Annotated in this window: 16 protein-coding genes and 2 tRNA genes; 8 read left to right on the top strand and 10 right to left on the bottom strand. The window is 60.6% G+C overall.

Annotation, left to right across the window (positions count from 1 at the left end; all coding sequences use genetic code 11):
- Positions 1-8 precede the first annotated feature (8 nt).
- On the top strand, positions 9-383 hold the full coding sequence (locus tag RJ40_RS04445; protein ID WP_265582153.1) for a fluoride efflux transporter FluC: 375 nt from the start codon (positions 9-11) through the stop codon (positions 381-383).
- 726 nt (positions 384-1,109) lie between these two features.
- Here the strand turns inward: RJ40_RS04445 and RJ40_RS04440 are convergent.
- Both RJ40_RS04440 and RJ40_RS04435 read right to left on the bottom strand, forming a co-directional pair.
- Positions 1,110-1,775, bottom strand: coding sequence for a dihydrofolate reductase family protein (locus RJ40_RS04440; RefSeq protein WP_265582152.1), 666 nt, complete (start codon positions 1,773-1,775; stop codon positions 1,110-1,112).
- Between the two features lie 144 nt (positions 1,776-1,919).
- A tRNA-Phe gene (locus RJ40_RS04435) sits at positions 1,920-1,993 on the bottom strand.
- 88 nt (positions 1,994-2,081) lie between these two features.
- On the opposite strand from RJ40_RS04435, the gene RJ40_RS04430 reads away from it, so the two are divergent.
- Positions 2,082-3,047: a DHH family phosphoesterase gene (locus RJ40_RS04430; RefSeq protein ID WP_265582151.1), complete on the top strand. Its 966-nt coding sequence runs from the start codon at positions 2,082-2,084 to the stop codon at positions 3,045-3,047.
- Here RJ40_RS04430 and RJ40_RS04425 read toward each other — a convergent pair.
- Positions 3,040-3,813 carry a hypothetical protein gene (locus RJ40_RS04425; RefSeq protein ID WP_265582150.1) on the bottom strand — a complete coding sequence of 258 codons (774 nt, stop codon included), beginning with the start codon at positions 3,811-3,813 and terminating at the stop codon, positions 3,040-3,042. The genes RJ40_RS04430 and RJ40_RS04425 overlap by 8 nt on opposite strands.
- A 50-nt stretch (positions 3,814-3,863) precedes the next feature.
- Here RJ40_RS04425 and RJ40_RS04420 point away from each other — a divergent pair, with 50 nt between their 5' ends.
- On the top strand, positions 3,864-4,736 hold the full coding sequence (locus tag RJ40_RS04420) for a GNAT family N-acetyltransferase (RefSeq protein WP_265582149.1): 873 nt from the start codon (positions 3,864-3,866) through the stop codon (positions 4,734-4,736).
- Positions 4,737-4,788: 52 nt separating this feature from the next.
- Complete coding sequence (gene metG / locus RJ40_RS04415) at positions 4,789-6,789, top strand: methionine--tRNA ligase (protein ID WP_265582148.1); 2,001 nt, start codon at positions 4,789-4,791, stop codon at positions 6,787-6,789.
- 443 nt (positions 6,790-7,232) lie between these two features.
- On the opposite strand, the gene RJ40_RS04410 is transcribed toward metG, so the two are convergent.
- The 3 genes from RJ40_RS04410 to RJ40_RS04400 form a co-directional block, all read right to left on the bottom strand.
- Positions 7,233-7,307 (bottom strand) — tRNA-Arg (locus RJ40_RS04410).
- Between the two features lie 56 nt (positions 7,308-7,363).
- Entirely contained in the window at positions 7,364-7,756 is a 393-nt protein-coding gene (locus RJ40_RS04405) for a DUF473 domain-containing protein (RefSeq protein ID WP_265582147.1), read from the bottom strand.
- An 11-nt stretch (positions 7,757-7,767) separates the two neighbouring features.
- Complete coding sequence (locus RJ40_RS04400) at positions 7,768-8,490, bottom strand: proteasome assembly chaperone family protein (protein ID WP_265582146.1); 723 nt, start codon at positions 8,488-8,490, stop codon at positions 7,768-7,770.
- A 160-nt stretch (positions 8,491-8,650) separates the two neighbouring features.
- On the opposite strand from RJ40_RS04400, the gene RJ40_RS04395 reads away from it, so the two are divergent.
- Positions 8,651-8,959 (top strand): DUF5611 family protein, encoded by a 309-nt coding sequence (locus RJ40_RS04395; protein ID WP_265582145.1) that lies wholly within the window; start codon positions 8,651-8,653, stop codon positions 8,957-8,959.
- A 1,284-nt stretch (positions 8,960-10,243) separates the two neighbouring features.
- Positions 10,244-10,957: a DNA alkylation repair protein gene (locus tag RJ40_RS04390; protein ID WP_265582144.1), complete on the top strand. Its 714-nt coding sequence runs from the start codon at positions 10,244-10,246 to the stop codon at positions 10,955-10,957.
- 363 nt (positions 10,958-11,320) lie between these two features.
- On the opposite strand, the gene leuS is transcribed toward RJ40_RS04390, so the two are convergent.
- Genes leuS through RJ40_RS04370 form a run of 4 tightly spaced genes read right to left on the bottom strand, consistent with a single transcriptional unit; the run spans position 11,321 to position 17,258 of the window.
- Positions 11,321-14,113 (bottom strand): leucine--tRNA ligase, encoded by a 2,793-nt coding sequence (gene leuS / locus RJ40_RS04385; RefSeq protein WP_265582142.1) that lies wholly within the window; start codon positions 14,111-14,113, stop codon positions 11,321-11,323.
- Between the two features lie 23 nt (positions 14,114-14,136).
- Positions 14,137-16,068: a PINc/VapC family ATPase gene (locus RJ40_RS04380; RefSeq protein WP_265582141.1), complete on the bottom strand. Its 1,932-nt coding sequence runs from the start codon at positions 16,066-16,068 to the stop codon at positions 14,137-14,139.
- 27 nt (positions 16,069-16,095) lie between these two features.
- On the bottom strand, positions 16,096-16,458 hold the full coding sequence (hisI, locus tag RJ40_RS04375; protein WP_265582140.1) for a phosphoribosyl-AMP cyclohydrolase: 363 nt from the start codon (positions 16,456-16,458) through the stop codon (positions 16,096-16,098).
- 5 nt (positions 16,459-16,463) lie between these two features.
- Positions 16,464-17,258 (bottom strand): A24 family peptidase C-terminal domain-containing protein, encoded by a 795-nt coding sequence (locus RJ40_RS04370; RefSeq protein WP_265582139.1) that lies wholly within the window; start codon positions 17,256-17,258, stop codon positions 16,464-16,466.
- 103 nt (positions 17,259-17,361) lie between these two features.
- Here RJ40_RS04370 and RJ40_RS04365 point away from each other — a divergent pair, with 103 nt between their 5' ends.
- A complete protein-coding gene (locus RJ40_RS04365) occupies positions 17,362-17,616 on the top strand; it encodes a 4Fe-4S dicluster domain-containing protein (protein WP_322743897.1) in 255 nt (84 codons plus the stop codon).
- Positions 17,616-18,176 (top strand): hydrocarbon binding protein (contains V4R domain), encoded by a 561-nt coding sequence (locus RJ40_RS04360; protein WP_265582137.1) that lies wholly within the window; start codon positions 17,616-17,618, stop codon positions 18,174-18,176. Before RJ40_RS04365 ends, RJ40_RS04360 begins: the two co-directional genes overlap by 1 nt.
- Positions 18,177-18,178: the final 2 nt, after the last annotated feature.

The following is an 18,178-nucleotide window of genomic DNA, read 5'->3' as shown; positions in this document are numbered from 1 at the left end:
ATGATGGATTGCTGCTTATCGGGACCGGCAGGTTTGCCGGTGCATTGTTGCGTTACGAGATCAGCGGATGGCTCCATGAAGGGTATGCCTCCTTCCCTGTCGGGACGCTTGGAGTAAATGTGCTCGGCTGTTTTGCGCTCAGCTGGGTGAGTTATATTGCCGAGTATACCGGCGTGGTGAGCGAGGAGATGCGGATCTTCCTGACCGTCGGGCTCCTCGGGGCCTTCACGACGATGTCGACCTTCGGGCTGGAGTCGTTCAGGCGCCTTGAGGACGACAATCTCTTCGGCTTTGGGGCCTATATAGGGGCGACGCTCCTGCTGACCGTCCTCGCGCTCTATGCCGGGCGGGGATGTGCCGGCGCGGTGGCGGCGGCACTCTGAATTTCCTTTTTTTCGGCCAGGTAGAATCAGACGTGAGTCGAGAGCATGCCTGGCACATTTGCACCTCATCTGCACCGAAAATGCACTGAAAAAGTGTGATGGACGCGGACGGAGAAGAGGGCTCAGAGTACCTATTCTAGAGAGAGGAGAGAGAGAGATCTCTCTCATAATACTATATTGCACCAGAACGAGAGAACACACACACCGCCCTTGATCTCTCTGGCTCTCTGTGAGGGCCTGTGTGCGATCGAGATCTGGATGCACATGAGGATGAGATCGGAACGAAAAGGCCCGTATTGAAGAACGGAGATCTAAATATCTTTTATTTGGTGATAGTTGCTGAGTGCAAAGAGGTGTATGCCGATGCAGAGGTGCAAACCGGACGACGATGAATTTTCTCGCCTTCTTCTGTTGGAGCAGGCATGAACCCCGGGCTCAGGCATACGCGGTTGAATATTGTTCAGAGCTGCGCTTCAGAGTTTTGAGGGTTCCCTCTCCTCACGACAGGGCAACAGTGAGTATTGCACTCAATCGTCGCCCCTCGGGTATCGTCGTCCGTAGGGGGTCCGGGGGATCTCCCCCCAGTGCGAGATGCCGGTGACGATCCTGCGATTGAGGGCGGCACGCCTGATCATCACTCCTTCCCACACCCTTGCGCCAGGGACCGTTCAGATGGTGATCCTGTTCCATTGCAGACAGGGATTTTAACAGAGCTCTTAATCCCATTCACCCGACCCGGTAGACGAGATGGACGCACCCGTCGCCCACTTCGCCGAACCGCTCCAGAACAAAATTCTCTCTCTTCTCGTCCAGGCTCTCGAAGAGGTGCTTTGCGCCGCGGCCGGCGAGCGTGGGGGTGAGGACGAGACTGAGGGTCTTCACCAGACCGGCCTCCAGGAGTGCGGAGTTCAACCGCTCGCCGCTGTCCGAGACGACAATCTGCACGCCGAACCGGTTGTGCAGCGCCTCCAGGGCGGTTCGCAGGTCGACCCGCTCTCCCCCCGCCCTGATGATGGGGTAGTCGCGTGCGCTGAGGTACTCGAGGTACGCCGCCGGCGTCTCTTCGGCGACGAGGACGACGATGTCCCGGCAGTATTCGGAGCGCCGGTAGACATGGAGAAGGCCGTGCAGTTTTCCTCTGCTGTCTACGAAGACCCAGAGGGGGCGGGTGTCTCCTGCGTGCACCGCGGGCCGTTCCAGGTCCCCGACCTCTTCGGGCGGGACTTCCTCCAGGTAGCGCTCGACGCCGCTCACGGCGGTCATCGACCCGACCAGCATGGCGTCGGGCGTGAACTCTGCGGCGACCTCGTAGTGGAGGCCGATGTCGGGCAGAAATCCGGTGACCGCACCGTCGATGCTCATGCTCGTATGGATGATCACGTCTAGCAGCATGGCCTCGTTTCTCCTCTGGAGGAGGGATAAGGGTGTCGTCCCGCGTGGGCGGGAGCGCTTTGAGGAGGATGCATCGAGATGAATAGTGTGATAAAAAGCGCTTGCACTGGCGCTTTCAGTATTTGAATAGAAAATAAGAAGGAGTGCCCCAGCCCGGATTTGAACCGGGGACAACCAGATCTTCAGTCTGGCGCTCTCCCAGTCTGAGCTACTAGGGCAGCCATTACATGTTGGCACTCCTGATTAATAAACGGTGCGGTCTCCACCGCCGCCCTTTTTATCCCTCCATGGTTCCAAGAATAGGTAATGGTAAGCGTCATCGAAGGGAGGAAGACCACCGACGAGGATATTGTCGCCGCTGTGGAGGGGCGGAAGAACGGGATCCTCCACCTCACGCACAACGACCTCGACGCCGCCGGCGCCGATGCCATCCACCGGATGGTGTACGGGAAGATCACCACGATCTTCGCATCGGTCGGGCGGTATGACTCGACCCTTGCACTCATCGCCGGACTCCCTGGCCGCGGTGACGTCCTCTCGATCAGCGACCTCGGGTACAAAAGAGGGGTCGAAGCCTCGGCGAAGGCCGCGGCCGCGAACGGATGGAAGATCGAGTGGCGGGACCACCACCGGTGGACCGATGCCGAGGCCGATCTGGTCAGGCCGCACTGCGCCCTTCTCACCATCGACACCTCGGTCTGCGCCACCGGGATCGTCGCAAAGGATCTTCGGCCGGGGGACAGTGCAGCCGTGGAGGTGGCCAGGGTCGTCTGCGACTACGACCTCTGGAAGAAAGAGGATCCCCGCGCCGACGTCCTCGGGCTCGTCACTCAGCGCCGCCACCTCCTTCCGCATATCAGAAACCTTCTCTCGCAGGGGAAGTTCACTGATCGGAAGGTCGAGGAGATCTATGCGGAGATCAGGGCCGAGATGGACGCCGCCATCGGGGCCAGCATCAGTGAGGCGAAGATCTACCGGGAGAAATACACCATCGCCTTCGCTCCCCTCCACGGCTACCCCTCGGAGACCGCCCACGCCATCAGGGACGCCCTCGGCACCGACATCGAGGTGATCGTTTCCAAAAACGGGCGCTTCTCTATCCGATCGGTCCCGCCGGTCAGCCATCTCATCGCCCGCAAGTTCGGGGGCGGCGGGCACCCCAACGCCGCCGGCGGGAGTTTCACCTTCTCTCTTATGGACCGCTTTTTCTTCTGGCTCCTGAAGCGCAACCGCCACTTCAAGGAACTCGTCAAAGTCGCTGAAGTTATTTGAGGACGTACGCTTCTTCGAGGAGCGCGGCCCAGGCCTCCTCCTCACCTGCTTTTGTGTAGCCCCCGGCCGAGATCTCGTCGGGATCGAAGAAGTCGAGCGCCTCGCCGAGGGCCTGGTGGTCGGGGTGGAGGAGCGAGAGTTCGCGGATCTCGTAGCGGTCAACGAGGTCCGCGGCCAGTCTCAGTTCGGCCGGGGCGAGGGGGAGGAGGTGCTGGTGTTCGAGCACTGCTTCGAGGGTGGAGGAATCGCGCGTGAGCGGGAAGACGATGCACCTGGTCCCTGTCAGGAGATCGAGTTCGACCTCGTTGGCCTCGTCGATGAGGAGCACGTGCCCCCCGGCCCCCGCGTCCCGCATCTCGCGCAGCAGGCGGCGGAAGGCCCGGCAGACCTCCTCCTCCGCTTCTTCGGGATCGCCGAAGTACCGGTCTTCGAGCCCGAGCACCGAGGGCGCGGGCAGGGAGATCCAGGCGTTCTTCTTCCATCCCCTGAGATCGTCGAGCGCGGCGTCGGGCACGCTCCCGACCTCGCCGGTCACCGCCCCGTCAACGACGCCGGCAAGACACTCGAGCACCCGCTCGCCGTAGAAGAGCCCGCCGGCGGCCGGGAAGTCCACGCCGTCCTGGAGTGCGGCGGAGCGTTCGATCCGGTACGCGAGCAGGTCGCCGCCCCGTCCCTTTCGCCTTTCCACCCAATCGGCCAGATCCCCCACCGCAGGCGTCCCGACCTCGGCCCCGAAGCCCCGTGTCCTGACCGGTATCCGCTTCATAACCAGAAATGCTCCTTCCCCCCATATAGGAGTGATGAAGAGAAACACTGATGTACCCCTCCTCTCCCATCCTCTCCATGGAGAGAGAGTGTGTCATCAGGCGAATGGAGCGCGCCGATGTCGACTTTGCCGTCGGCCTCGCACGGGAGGAGGGGTGGAACCCCGGCCTCCACGATGCGGGGGCCTTCTATGCCCAGGATCCTGAGGGTTTTTTTATCGGTGAGGCGGACGGCGAACCGGTCGCCTGTTCCTCGATGGTGTGCTACGACGATGAGTTTGCCTTCTGGGGGCTCCTGATCGTCAAGCCCGAATACCGCGGCCTGGGTTATGGGCTTGCTGTCACCAGGGCCGCCTTCGCCCATGCCGGCGGCCGGGCGATCGGCGCCGACGGGGTCGTGGCCATGCAGCCGAAGTACCGCGACCGGTTCGGGTTTGCCCTCCATTACCGGAACATCAGGTTCCGGGGTATGGGAGGGGGGGAGATGCCCGAGGGACTGGTTCCGATCTCCGAGGTGCCGTTCGAGGAGGTCGTCGCCTACGACGCCGAAATCTTCCGGGCCGGGCGCCCGCGGTTCCTTGCTCCATGGCTCGCGCAGGAGGGAGCGACCGCCCTCGCCGCGCTGGGGGCCGACCGGAGACTGCAGGGATACGGCGTCGTCAGGCCGTGCTTCGAGGGCTACAAGATCGGTCCGCTCTTCGCCGACTCGCCGGCGACCGCCGGGACGCTTCTCGACGGCCTGGCGGCCTCGGTCCCCGGCGAGGCGTACTTCTTCGACGTCCCCGAACCGAACGCCGCCGCCCTCGCCCTCACCGAAGCGCGGGGGATGGAGCAGGTCTTCGAGACCGCACGGATCTATCTCGGCCCGGCGCCGGCCGTCCCCCTGGACCGGGTCTTCGGCGTCACGACCTTTGAACTCGGATGAGCGGATGCGGTTTAAATAATGTTTGTATATCTTCACCACCAAGAGGTATGAGATGAGTGGCAAACCGTTGCTGGTGACATGCGGCCTCCCTTATACGAACGGCCCCTGTCACCTCGGGCATCTCCGGACCTATGTCCCGGCTGACTTTTATGTCAGATATCTCCGCCGCTGCGGGGAGGACGTGGTCTTCATCTGCGGGTCTGACAACCATGGCACGCCGATCGTGATCAGCGCCGAGCAGGAGGGCACGACCCCCCGCGACCTCGCCATGCGCTACCACGCGCACTTCGACGAGACCTTCAAGCGCATGGAGATCACCTTCGACCACTTCGGGATGACCGACGACGAGATGAACCACCGGCAGACGCAGGCAATGGTCCAGGCCCTGATCGACAACGGGTATGTCTACTCCGAGACGATCCAGCAGAGTTACTGCACCACCTGCAAGCGGTTCCTCCCCGACCGGTACGTGGAGGGCGTCTGCCCGTACTGCGGCGCCGAGGCGCGGGGCGACGAGTGCGACCGGGGCTGCGGGCGCCACCTGGAGCCCGGCGAGATCAAGAACCCGATCTGCAAGGTCTGCGGGTCGCCGGCCGAGATGCGCGAGCAGGAGCACTACTTCTTCAAACTCGGCGAGTTTCAGCAGTTTCTCCTCGACCATCTCAGCCACCTCGGCGGCACGGCCAATGCCCGCAACTATGCCACCGGGTGGGTGCGGGAAGAACTGCACGACTGGTGCATCACCCGCACCCTCGACTGGGGCGTGAAGTTCCCCGGCCGCGACGACCTGGTCGTCTATGTCTGGGTGGACGCCCCCATCGGCTACATCTCCTTCACCAGGGAGTGGGCCGAGGAGACCGGGAACGACTGGAAGCGGTACTGGTGCGGCGACGGCGATATCGTCCACTTCATCGGCAGCGACATCATCTACCACCACTGCATCTTCTGGCCGGCCCTGCTCAGCGGTGCCGGTTACGGCACGCCCTCTGCGGTCGTGGCCTCAGGGATGGTCAAGATCGACGACCAGAAGTTCTCGAAGTCGCGGGGGTACGTGGTCTGGACGAACGAGGACTACCTGGACCAGGGCCTCCCCGCCGACTATCTCCGCTACTATCTCCTCTCGTACACCAGCCACACCAAGGAACTGAACTTCTCCTGGAAGGTCTTCCAGGAGCGGGTGAACTCTGAGATCGTCAACACCCTCGGCAACTTCCTGTACCGCACGCTCCACTTTGCCCAGAAGTTCTTCGGCGGGGTGCCGGCGGGGACGGCGGCGCCCGAGGTGACGGCCGAGATCGAGCGGTCGCTTGCGGCCGTCGACCACGCGGTGCGGGAGTACGAGTTCAAGGGTGCGGTCGACGCCATGATGGCCCTGGCCGCCTACGGGAACACCCATATCCAGAACCACGCCCCCTGGAAGTTGATCAAGGAGGACCGCGAGGCCGCCGCCCAGGTCATCGTCGACTGTCTCCAGGTGGCCAAGGCTCTCACTCTCCTGGTCGAACCGGTGCTGCCCGAGGCCGCCCAGCGGGCCTGGGAGATGCTCGGCCACGAGGACTCTGTCTCGACCCATCCGGTCAGCGAAGGACTTGCACCGGTGCAGGAGGGCGCTCTCCCCGCGCCGTCGCCGCTCTTTGCCAGACTCGAGGACGATCAGGTTGCCGTCCTTGAGAAGATCCTCGAAGGCCGCGTCGCAGAAGCGAAGAAGAAGGAACTGAAAACTATGACCGAAGCAAACCAGATCTCTATCGATGACTTTGCGACGATGGACCTGCGGGTCGCCCGCGTCCTCGCCGCCGAACCGGTGAAGGGTTCGAAGAAACTTCTCAAGATCCAGGTCGACCTTGGAGAGGAGCAGCGCCAGGTGGTCTCGGGCATCGCGCCGTTCTATGATCCTGAAGACCTCGTCGGCAAGAACGTGGTGATGATCGCCAACCTCAAGCCCGCAAAGATCTTCGGGATCGAGAGCAACGGCATGATCCTGGCCGCCGGCGAGGAGGCCTCCCTCCTGACGCCCCTCAGGGACGTCAAGCCGGGGACGAAGATCTGCTAAAATTCTTTTTTTGGTTTTGTAGAGTTTTTCATACGTTTTTAGGGCTGTGCGGCCCTCAGATCACCTGCTGGCTCTCACACTGATCACTTCTCACGCCTTTCCCCATCCTCACGGTGGGGCTCCACCCCCGGACACCCGGGACTGCGATTGGGGCGGGAAGGCTACGCGGGAGATCCTGATCACCTGCGGATTCATCTCGCGCTGATCGATCCCGCGCCTTCCCCCACGCTCACGCCGGAGATCCCGATGAGGAGATCGCCCTCACTGATGGACGTCTAAAGACGAGTCACCGGAAGAAGAAATCTGGTGACCCCCATCGATCATGCTCTTCATGATAGAGCAGCAGGCGAGAACATCGCCCCTCGCTATGAAGAAGGAGAACCAGGCGTTGATACTATAAGAATGATCATCCGGGAGAATATCGAGACATTGGCAGAATTAGACGGGCCTGGAGGGATTCGAACCCCCGACGTCCGGGTTAGAAGCCCGGCGCTATATCCTGGCTAAGCCACAGGCCCCGGCTGAGCCAATAACTATTGCTCTCCCAGATTATTAAATTTTTGAATGGAGGAGGTCAGATCGCCCGGTAGTGGGCTGCCTTGACCACCTCGACGGTCACCGGTTCGCAGATCGTGCCGGTCCGCACGGTCTTCACCATCGAGTTTGCGCAGTAGCGGAGTTGGGTCCGTGCCGTGAGCCGTTCCCGCTCCTCATAATAGACCGGATGGATGTAGTCGACCACCCTTTTCATGCTGACGCTCACCGAGAGTACCCTGACGATGATCCCGACGTCGCCCGGAGAAAGATCCTCGAGGTCGACATTGGTGAGGAAGAGGTAGGTGTCAGGTCCGGCCTCAAGGGAGGCGATCGAGATCACGTTGTGGGCGCTCTGCAGTTCAAGGGTCCGAGGCTTGCCCATCTTCAGTTCGTTGAGAACGGCCCCTGAGATCCCTGTCAATGCGGTCATCTTCATCTCGATCACCCGTACATCGGAAGGTACTCTTTCTTCTGTACCGGCTCGTTCCGCTGAACCTCTTCGGCGAGTTTGTGCATCGTCGCCTCGATATCGACCGCCTGTTCGAGGAGCGGGTCGATATCGACGTCGAAGCCGTAGAGGGTGTTGAGGACCGCAAGGGTGGCCGCCGAAGACCTGGGGTCGGGGGTGTTGACCGTCTCGCCCAGGAATCCGAAGCCGGGAATGTCTCTGATCTTGCACTCGGTCAGGACACTCCCGGCGATCCCCGAGATGCTCCCCATCGGCAGGACAACCGTATGCTCCTGGATCCTCTCAAGCATCCCCTTCTGTGTTGCAACCCCGAAAACCCGTTTCTCAGGTTCGTTGGTGACGATCCCGGCGATCGCGATGATCTCTCTGGGCTGGTAGGGGGTGATCCAGTCCATGATCCCGTTCGCCACCTCGTAGCAGATCATCGGGTGAATGGGAATGTCTGCGACGATGGCCACGACATCGCCTTTCTCATAGATCCTGACCGGTACGTTGATGACCCCGTTTGCCATCATGGCGACCGGCGGGAAGTATTTGCTGGTGATATTCCCGATCAGGTTGAAGTCCAGTTGTTCAACGAGGTACTGGAGGGCGATGCTCCCGACAAGCCCGTTGCCGGGAAAGCCCATGAGTACCACCGGGTGTTCCCCGCGCAGGGGTTCAGATGTGATTTTGACATCCGGTTCGGACGACATCAACCTACCATGGGCAGAGGAACATAAAAACATTCTCAGGCATTCTGTCGCGCGGCCGACCGGTCCTGTGGGCATGGTTTTTATGGGGGCCGGGGCATGTATTTCGGCGGATGCCCACGGTGTCTAAGGGTTTATCCGGTCGGCCTGCACACCTGATCGTATGCAGGAGTACAAGATCAAGCGGGGGTTCACGAAAGAACTGGAGGAGCGGATGGTCGCTTCCTTCTCCGAGTGCTTCGGGATTGAGCCTGAGGAGAAGGACGGACACTATGTTATCTCGTACGGTGCACTCAAGCGGCTTGAGGTCTGTCTTGGCGAGAAGGGGAAGACCGTGGTGGTGGACACCGAGTCCGACCTGGCGGCCGAAGACGAGACGATCCTGGACACCAACCGCCGCTTCAGGAAGTACCTCGATGCTGTCACCGGGTACAATTCCAAGGAACGGGCGAAGAAGTTGCAGAAGGACTGAACCGGTCCACTCTTTTCCCCCTCTTCGGGGGGGCGACGAATACGTGGGTATTTTATTCTTTTTTCGGCTCTGTTGAGTCGCTCCTGAGTCGAGAACACGCCTCAGGCATACCGAATGAAAATCTTCCCTCGCAGGACTTTGTAGAATCAGGCATGAACCCCTGGCTCAAGCATACGTGATGAAAATTTCTCGTTGCAGTTCTCCTGAGTGCGAAGGGATACTTGATTCCTCTCCTCGCAACAGGGCACCTGAAGGATACTGTTCAACTGCCGCTCCTCGGCTATCTTCATCCGTGGGGGGATCCGGGGGGCACCGCCCCCCCGGTGCGAGACGGCGGTGAAGATTCGACGATTGGGGGCGGCATCTCTGAACTACGTGCCTTCCTCCATCATACACGCCGGGGGCGCTGCCCCCGGACCCCCGGGACGAAGATAGGGGCGGGAAGGCAGAGAGCCCGATCGTTCTGAGGGCGGTTTTTTTCTCCGTATATCAGGTATGAGAGAAATCTGTGTGTTCAAATTCTCATCCATAACTCCAGAATTGAACGTCTGGATCATTTTCATGGTAAATGCCCAGAATGGCTATCTCTGCGGGGGGCTGGCCGCCCCCCGGTCCCCCCGCACGAAGATGGGCGGCGGACTGCAACCCCACATCATGGTCTTCTCTTCTCGCCTTCCTCGCCTCTCTCTTCATCACGGGGTCCGGGGGCGGCGCCCCCGGCGTGAGCATGAGGGAAGGCGATGGATTCAGTCCACCGGGGGGTTGAGGTGATGAAAAGAGGATGGTTTCTACAGGGCCCCTCGCAGATTTTTCTGAGTGTAGAAGGATCCGTGACCCCTCTCAATCGCCGCCCCTTCCCTATCTTCATCCTGGAGGGTCCGGGGGTCTCCCCCGGCGCGAGAGAACCGTTGAAACGTCTTCATTCTTCTGGTGGGGTGGCCCTTCTGATCGACATGCTTCACCCATCTTCGCGCCGAGGGTGTTGCCCCCAGACCCCTGGGATGGCGATTGGGGCGGGAAGGCAGAGGGGGAACATTTCTGAGACTGGTGACATCCTCCGTCAATCAAGTCACGCGGGGGGAGTGTGGTCAGCATCAGCACCATTCACACTCCAGAAGAAGTTTTCAACAGAGCCTTTTTTTCAGTTTATTCAAAATGGGGCGTGATCGATCACTTCTTCAGATTGATGATGTGGAGGGCGAGCACTACCGTAGCCTGTCGAACCCGGCAACGGCCCGGCGGTCTTTTCGCAACCCTTATTGTTTCGGCCCCCCAGCATTCATCATGGACCCGGTTGTTGCGCAGATCCGCGAAGAGTTGCAGGAGCAGGCAGACCCCGAGATCCGGAAGAACTCCGGCCGGTTCTTCAAGGAGGAGGTCGTCTGCTACGGCCTCAAATCCTCGGCCGTCCACGCGATCGCGAAGAAGTACTGGAAGGATGTGAAAACGCGGGACAAGGCGGAGATCTTCGCCCTCTGCGAGGAACTCTACTCCTCGGGGTATATGGAAGAGGCGTCCATCGTCTCGAAATGGGCGCATCTTCTCAATGACCGCTACGAACCCGGAGACCTCGCCGTCTTCAGGCGCTGGATCGAGACCTTCATCTCCAACTGGGCCGAGTGCGACGTGCTCTGCAACCATGCGGTGGGCGACTTCATCCAGGAATACCCCGAGTATCTCGAGGAACTCAAATGCTGGACACAGTCAGAGAACCGGTGGATGCGGCGGGCCGCCGCGGTCTCGTTGATCGTTCCGGCAAAACACGGGAAATTTCTGGACGACGCGATCGAGATCGCCGACCTCCTTCTCACCGACGAAGACGACCTGGTGCAGAAAGGGTACGGCTGGCTCCTCAAGGAGGCGAGCAGGCAGCACCGGGACGAAATCTTCGCGTATGTGATGGAGCACAAGAAAGCGATGCCGCGGACGGCACTGCGGTACGCCATCGAACTGATGCCGAAGGAGATGAAGGCTGAGGCGATGAAGAAGGATTGGTAGCGGGAGGAATCCGGGGAAGGTGTGTGGTGCGGAGGATCGGGCATGATTCGAGAGCACCCCTCAGGCATACCGCATGAAGATCATTGGGGCGTGCGAGGATCTCTGATCACATTCCTTACGGCGGGGAACACCCGTCAGCTGCCGCTCCGCACCTATCTTCGTCGTGGGGGTCCGGGGGTGAAACCCCCGGCGCGAGGCTGTGGTGAAGATTCTGCGATGAGAGCGGCACGTCTGATCACCACGCCTTCTCACACCTGCTCCGAAGAGGAACAAGGATCCACTCACCGGAGACCAACAAGAATTTTCATCCCGTACGCTTGAGCCAGGGGTTCATGCCCGATTTTTCAGAGCAAAAAAAGAAAATTATTCGATCACAATCGCCGGCTTGAACGGCAGGGCGGCGTCGGCCTTCATCTCGCCGCTCCCCTCTGCCTGCAGGATCCTGACCGGGACATTGAACTCCCGCTGCAGGAACTCCTGCGCCGCAGAGAGGACCGCCATCTCGTCGAGCCCGTGAGCGGCGACGCTCTCCACCAGCTCGGGGGGCAGACGGTGGATGAACTTCGTCACCTGCTTGGCCGCGTCGGCCGCCTCCTTGCCCTTGCCGCGCAGCCCCTCGTCGGCCATCACCAACTTGACCGCCTGCTTGGGGTCCGCAGCGCCCGCGATGATCGAGAAGACCTGTCTCTTCCATGCCGGAGCCACATACAGGTTCACCGCACGCGGCTCCATCTGGATGATCCGCATGATCGACTCGATATCCTCCACGGTCCTCGCCAGGAACTCCTCGGCCAGTTCGGTCTTCTCGTCGATCTTCGCGGCGTCGGCCACCGGCCACGGGGCGAAGGCCACCGGTTCGTCGTGACCCATCTGGTGCCAGAGTTCCTCGGAGGTGTACGGGACCACCGGGGCGAGCAACCGCACCCATGCCGAGCAGAGTTCCTGCACCGCCGCCGAACCCGGCGCGATCGTCGGCAGCCGCCGGCGGTACCACTTCAAGTCGGCCTCGATCCCGAAGAACGCCTCCTGCAGCGCCTGCCGCGTCTGGAAGTTCTGCAGCGCCAGGGTGGTGTTCTCGATCCTGTGCTGGAGCCTGGAGATCAGCCATCCGTCGATCTCGCGCCCGTCATTCTCCTCGACGGCGATCCCCTCGGAGACCGTGTTCCAGAACCGCTCGATCTGCTTCTTCGCGCCGATCACGAGTTCGTTGCGCCAGTCGAAGTCCTGCCAGGGCTCGGCCGAACCCACCAGGAACATCCGCACCGTATCGGGCCCGAACTCGTTGAGGGCGTCGTCCAGGAGCACCACATTCCCCTTGGATGAGGACATCTTCGCCCCGTTCAGGAGCCCCATCCCGAAGATGACCATGCCCTGCGGCTGCTTGTCCTCCTCCATCACCGCACGGTGGTGGAAGAGTTGGAAGGTGAGGTGGTTGGAGATGAGGTCTTTCGCCGAGAAGCGGTAATTGTACGGGTACCAGTACAGGAACTCGGCCCTGATCGCGTCGAGCGTCGCCCTCGGCACCGTCGTCGGGTTCCCGGTCCCGTAGATGATATAGTCAAAGACCTCGGGTGTGAGCTTCTCGGGCTCGATCTTCTTGATGTGGTGGGCGATCGTGTAGAACGCCATGTACAGCGTCGAGTCTGAGAGCGGCTCGATGATCCAGTTCGTGTCCCACGGGAGCTTCGTCCCCAGGCCCACCCGGCGGGTGCAGGCCCAGTCCTTGAGCCAGTCCACCGTCCGATCGAACTCGGCGCGGACCTCCTGGGGCACGATCTTCATCTCGTCGATCTGCTGGTGCACCTGGGCCTTCCATGCCGGGTCGGAATACTGGAGAAACCACTGGTCATGGAGGATCTTCACGTACACCCGGCCGCCGCACCGGCAGACCACGTCACTGGTATCGAACTCGAACATCACCTTCGAGCCGTACTCCTCGAGCATGAGTGCGGCCACATCGTCGCGGGCCTGCTTCACCGGCTTGCCGGCCTGCTCGCCGCAGTTCGGGAGGAGCGTGCCGCGGAGCAACTCCGCACCGTAGACCTCACGGGTCACCTCGTCCATCCTGGGATCGAGTTGGTGCGTGATCCCGGCCCGCTCGATGGCGTCCTTTGCCGGGAGATCCCCGTAACCCTTCGAGGTGATGATCGCCACCGGCGTGATCCCGGTGAACTCGCCCTGCTCCTGGAGGTCGCGCAGTGCGATATAGTCGAAGGGCGCATGGGCCGGCACCGACATCACCAGCCCCGACCCCATATCGGGATCGACGAAGGCCGCCGGCAGGACCGGCACCTCGCCGCAGAGTGGGTGGGACGCCGTCGATCCCACGATCTCCGCGCCCGACACCTCGCCGGTCACTTCGATCGTGTGGTCCTGCATCTCCAGTTTGTACGCCGCCTCGCGGGAGAGCACCCACGCCTCGCCGTCGACCTTTGCCCGCAGGTACATGACCTCGGGGTTGGCCCAGAGGTTCGTGACGCCGTAGATCGTCTCGGGCCTGAGCGTGGCGCACGGGATCTTCGCACCCTGCCACTCGAAGAGGATGAGGGTGAACTTCATGATCTCGGCCTTCTCGCCCTCCAGGAGATCGTGGTCGCCGACCGGGTTGTCGCACGACGGACAGTACTTCACCGGGTGGACGCCCTTGACCACATGCTCGCCCTCCTTGAGGTGGGCATACTGCCACTCGATGTACTTCGAGTACTGCGGGTCCACCGTGATGAACCGGCGCCGCCAGTCGATGGACAACCCGCACCGGCGCATGATCCGCTCGTAGTCCCCGGCAAAGTACCGGACAATCGTCATGGGGTCGTCGAACTTTGCCAGCACATCCTCAGGCACCTGGTAGAGATCGCGGTACAGCCGCACCGTGTCGGGATCGCCCTTTGCGATCCGCTTGGAGATCCCGATCACCGGCGTTCCCGTGACATGGAACGCCATCGGGAAGAGGACGTTCTTGTCCTGCATCCTCCAGAACCGTGCGACCACATCGGGGACGATATAGGTCCGGCCGTGCCCGACATGCATCGCCCCGCTCGGATAGGGAAAGGCGACGTTCAGGTAGAACTTATCCTTCTCGTCAGGGTCGGCTTCGAAGGTCGCCGGCCAGACATCACGATACTTCTCTTCCAGTTTCTGTATGTCCCATTCTGCCACGAATTGTCACTCCTGAACTTCACTTATACTGCTCTCAGTCTGATGATCTCATGGTCGTTGTATCTGCGAATCAACTCCTGCGCGATGCTGCTGCTCTTTGCAAGATCGATCTCACCCTTCTCGTTCACCGTCGCCGTGAAGAGATATTCTTTCCCGGCGAAGACGTCCACGATCGCCTCTTTGTGTTCGGGGGCGACGAGCGTCAGGTGTCTCTTTTCGACACGGAGACGAAGCCCCTCGCTCGCCTCAAGTTCTTCGGCCTCAGCCTCGACCTCGTTCGTCTTCGGGAGTTCGGACCTGGGCCTGATATCGATCCCGACCCCGAGTTTGTTGACGATCGCAGCGATATTCTTCCCGCCGCGCCCGATTGCTGCGGGGACATCCTTATCTTCGATATAGGCAACCGCCTTGGAGTCGCTCTTCATGAAGACATCCACCTGTCCGACCGTGTAGCGTCCGAGTTCGTGTCTGATCTTCTCCTCGGCTGCCTCCTTTGTCGGTTCCTCGGTCTCTCTCTCGACCTCCGGCTGTGGGGGTGCCCTCTCGACAACTGCCGGCCTGGGCCGCTGCGGTTCCACAGGGCGAGGGTGGGGGCGGGGGCGGGGTGTGCCATGGAACGGCACCACAACCGTCTCGCCCTCATACTTGAAGACCTCAAAGACGATCTCGCCGGATAGGGAATCGCGCACGGTCGTCACCGGACGGATATGCAGGTCGGGGTTCATACCCTCGGGCACCTTGATCGCAAAGTCGACATCAAAGACCTGGGTGATCTTCCCGTTGTCCACGAAGATGATGGTGTTCACGATCTGGGAGAGGACACTCGAGTCGATCCGCTCGAAGAACCGCTGCAGAGCGTCCTGCACCTGCATGGCGTGGATCACCCCGACCATCCCGACACCGGCAAGCCGCATGTCGGCAAAGACCCTGAAGTCCTCGTTCTTGCGGAGTTCGTCGAAGACCACGTAATCGGGCCTGACCAGGAGGAGCACCTCGGCGGTGTTCTCCATACTCCCTTCGAGGGCGGTGTACTGCGTGATATTGTCCGGCACCTGGAGATCGCGCGGCGCCTCCATCGTCTTGACAATGAAGTCCTCGTCTGAGAGATAGGTTGCGATGCTCTGGGCGAGGGTGCTCTTTCCGGCGCCGGGCGGCCCTGCGATCAGCACCCCGCGACGCGTGTCCCTGACCCGCTCCTTGATCAGCCCGGCCATGGCGTACTGCTCCAGGGCTACGTCCCGGATCGGCCTGACCGCCGTGATCTCCATCCCGTCGGAGAAGGGCCGACGGGCGATGGCCATCCTGATCGAGCCGATCTGGACGACTGTGATCCCCCGGCGTTCGATCTCGATGAAACCGTCGGGATCGCGCTTGGCCCGTTCGAGGATCTCCTGCGCCATCGTGCGGAGTTCGTACTCGTTCATCGGGTTATCGCGCAGTTGCACCAGGTGCATCGCCTCGGGCGTCCCCTTCTTTGCCATCGGGGGTACCCGTTCCTTAAGGTACACCGCGATCGTGTCCTCGTCGAAGTATTGATCGATAAGAAGAGGGGTCGCTTCCCCGGTCTGGGGTCTGAGATAGAGGACATCGATTCCCTTGGCCTTCGCCACTTCGGACTGGACCACATCGCTGGTGATGAACTTTGCGTCGTACTCGATGGCGACATTCCTGATCAGGGCGTCGATCTCGCCGCCGCTGGCGAGTTTGACCTGGTTGAGGTTGGGGCGTTCGCCCACGTACCGCAGTTCGATTGTCCCTTCGTTCGCCATCCTGGAGAGTTCTTGCAGTTCGGTAAGCCCGGAAAACCCGATCTCGCGCCCCTGGTTGGCCTGGGCCTCGAGTTCTGCGACGACTGCTTCGGGGATGATTATTGTCGCACCTGTATATTCGCCGGCCTTTATCATGGAGGTGATGCGTCCGTCTATAACGACACTGGTATCAGGCACTATTTTCATAAAAAATTCACCATAGTTTACGTGTGTTTATCCCTTATTAGGATATACTTCTGACGGATCGAAGAGGGGGGGGGCGATCTCTTCTCCGTTGATACAGCGATAAAAACAGGAATAATGCCCGGTATGGCAGGCCGCTCCTTTCTGCTCAACGAGGTAGAGGAGAGTGTCCGCATCGCAGTCGGCCCGTACTTCCCGGACTCGCTGGACATTCCCGCTCTCCTCGCCTTTCTTCCATATTTTGCCCCTGCTGCGGGACCAGTAGTGAGCAAACCCCGTTTCCAGGGTGAGTTGCACCGCCTCGTCGTTTGCGTAGGCGAGCATCAGCACCTCGCGACTTTTCGCGTCCTGGACGATGACCGGGACCAGGCCGCCGGTATAATTCAGTTCCATCTCCTTCAGGCCCCTATAAGCATCCTCATGATCATATAGAGCAGATCGCCAATAAACAGCGCGGTGAGGAAACCTGCAGTGATCGGGATGATGAAGGGGACGGCGTAACTGATCCAGACTGTCCGGGCCTGTTTGTAAAGAGAGAGTTCTTTTCTGTAGCGCTCAGGATGTTCGCGCAGATCCTTTGTGTACATCCTGCGCTCGCCCCCCTTCACGGTCCGGCGCAGCGAGTCTCTGATCCGCATGAACCGACGGGAGAGCGTGCCGTCGTCGCCCTCTTCGATCTCTTCCATTACGAACCCGTAATGATCCCTGATCCGCTCCCCGTCTACCGGGTAGCCGAGAAACATGTACGGGAAGGGGGCGAAGTCCCGGTTGACCACGTTCCTCGCGAAGAGGAGGGCCGGCGCTGCGAGGTTGAGGATGAGGGCGTTGGTCAGGACGGTGAAGGGGAAGAATCCAAGCGGCGGCATCCCGTAGAGGGGTTCGAGTGGAAACGCGGGGATACAGGCCGAGAGAAAGATCAGGGCCCACGCGTCGGCGCCACCGAAGAGGTGGAGACTCCCGAAGGCGTAGAAGACCGCTGAAAAGATCAGGGAGAGCGCGGCGAAGTAGATGGCCGTTCCCATATTCCCACCGATGAGCAAACCGGCATAAAAAAAGAGTGCCGAGGGGAACGCGACGGCGAGCATGGGATACCAGGTCCTGAAGGGTACCCGCCGTTCGCGGTGGTCGAGGACCGATGCATAGAGCAGGGTGATCCCGACTGCGGCCGAGGCAAAGAGGAGGGAAAGGATCATGGTGCTTTATTCTTATTATTGGCACTGTTTTTAAGCCTAACTATTTTCAATAGATTTTAATATTGTTGAGTCGGTAAATTGTATCGTCCTGCAATTATGTTTGGTGGTGTGTGTGATAGAAATATCCGTTGACTCATCGGCATGCAATGGCTGCGGCCTCTGCGTGAAAGACTGTCCCATGCGAGTCTTTGAACTCCAGGGCGGCACCAGTGTCCCGGTCCGCCCGGAGAACTGCATGGGGTGCCTCTCGTGTCATGAGATATGTCCTGCCCAGGCGCTGGAGCATCGAGGGGTCTACCCATCGAAACGGCATTATGTCGACCTTCGCGTCTGCGAGATGCTCAACCGGGTGATCTGATGACAGAAAGTATCGAAGAGATAAACAAACAATTCAAGACCGGTTCGGTCTTCAGAGCCGAAGATGTCCCCATCTCCTGTGCCCCTTCGGCAAAAGAGTTTGAACCGACCCTCCACGGCGTCATGAGAATGAACGGCTTGATCATCAAGTCGCTCCAGGAGATCTCGGGGAGGGGAGCGAACGCGGTCACCTTCAGGGCCGGCAAGAAGTTCGGCCACGAGACAGCGAAGTACTTCAGAAAGATCGAAGACGTCGAGGAGGCGCTGCGCGAACTCTCGTACATCCTCCACGGCCAGTACACCTTCGAACTCTGGAAACCTGCAGACAAAGAGGACTACGTGGTCACCGAGAACGGAGAGACCTTCATCTTCCTGGTCTTCCACGATTGCATCGTCCGCCAGACCCTCAGATGCAACGGCATGGAACAGGGCGGCCCCCTCTGCCAGACACTGTACGGCTATGTCGTCGGTGCGATCGAGGAGATCACCGGTCGGCGTGCGAAACTCGAGATCGTACACACCGGCCCGAACGCCTGTCTGAAGAAATTGATCCTGAAGTGATG

This window comes from Methanofollis aquaemaris (assembly GCF_017357525.1).
GTDB classification, from domain to species: domain Archaea; phylum Halobacteriota; class Methanomicrobia; order Methanomicrobiales; family Methanofollaceae; genus Methanofollis; species Methanofollis aquaemaris.
This window is presented reverse-complemented; position numbering and strand designations above follow the sequence as displayed.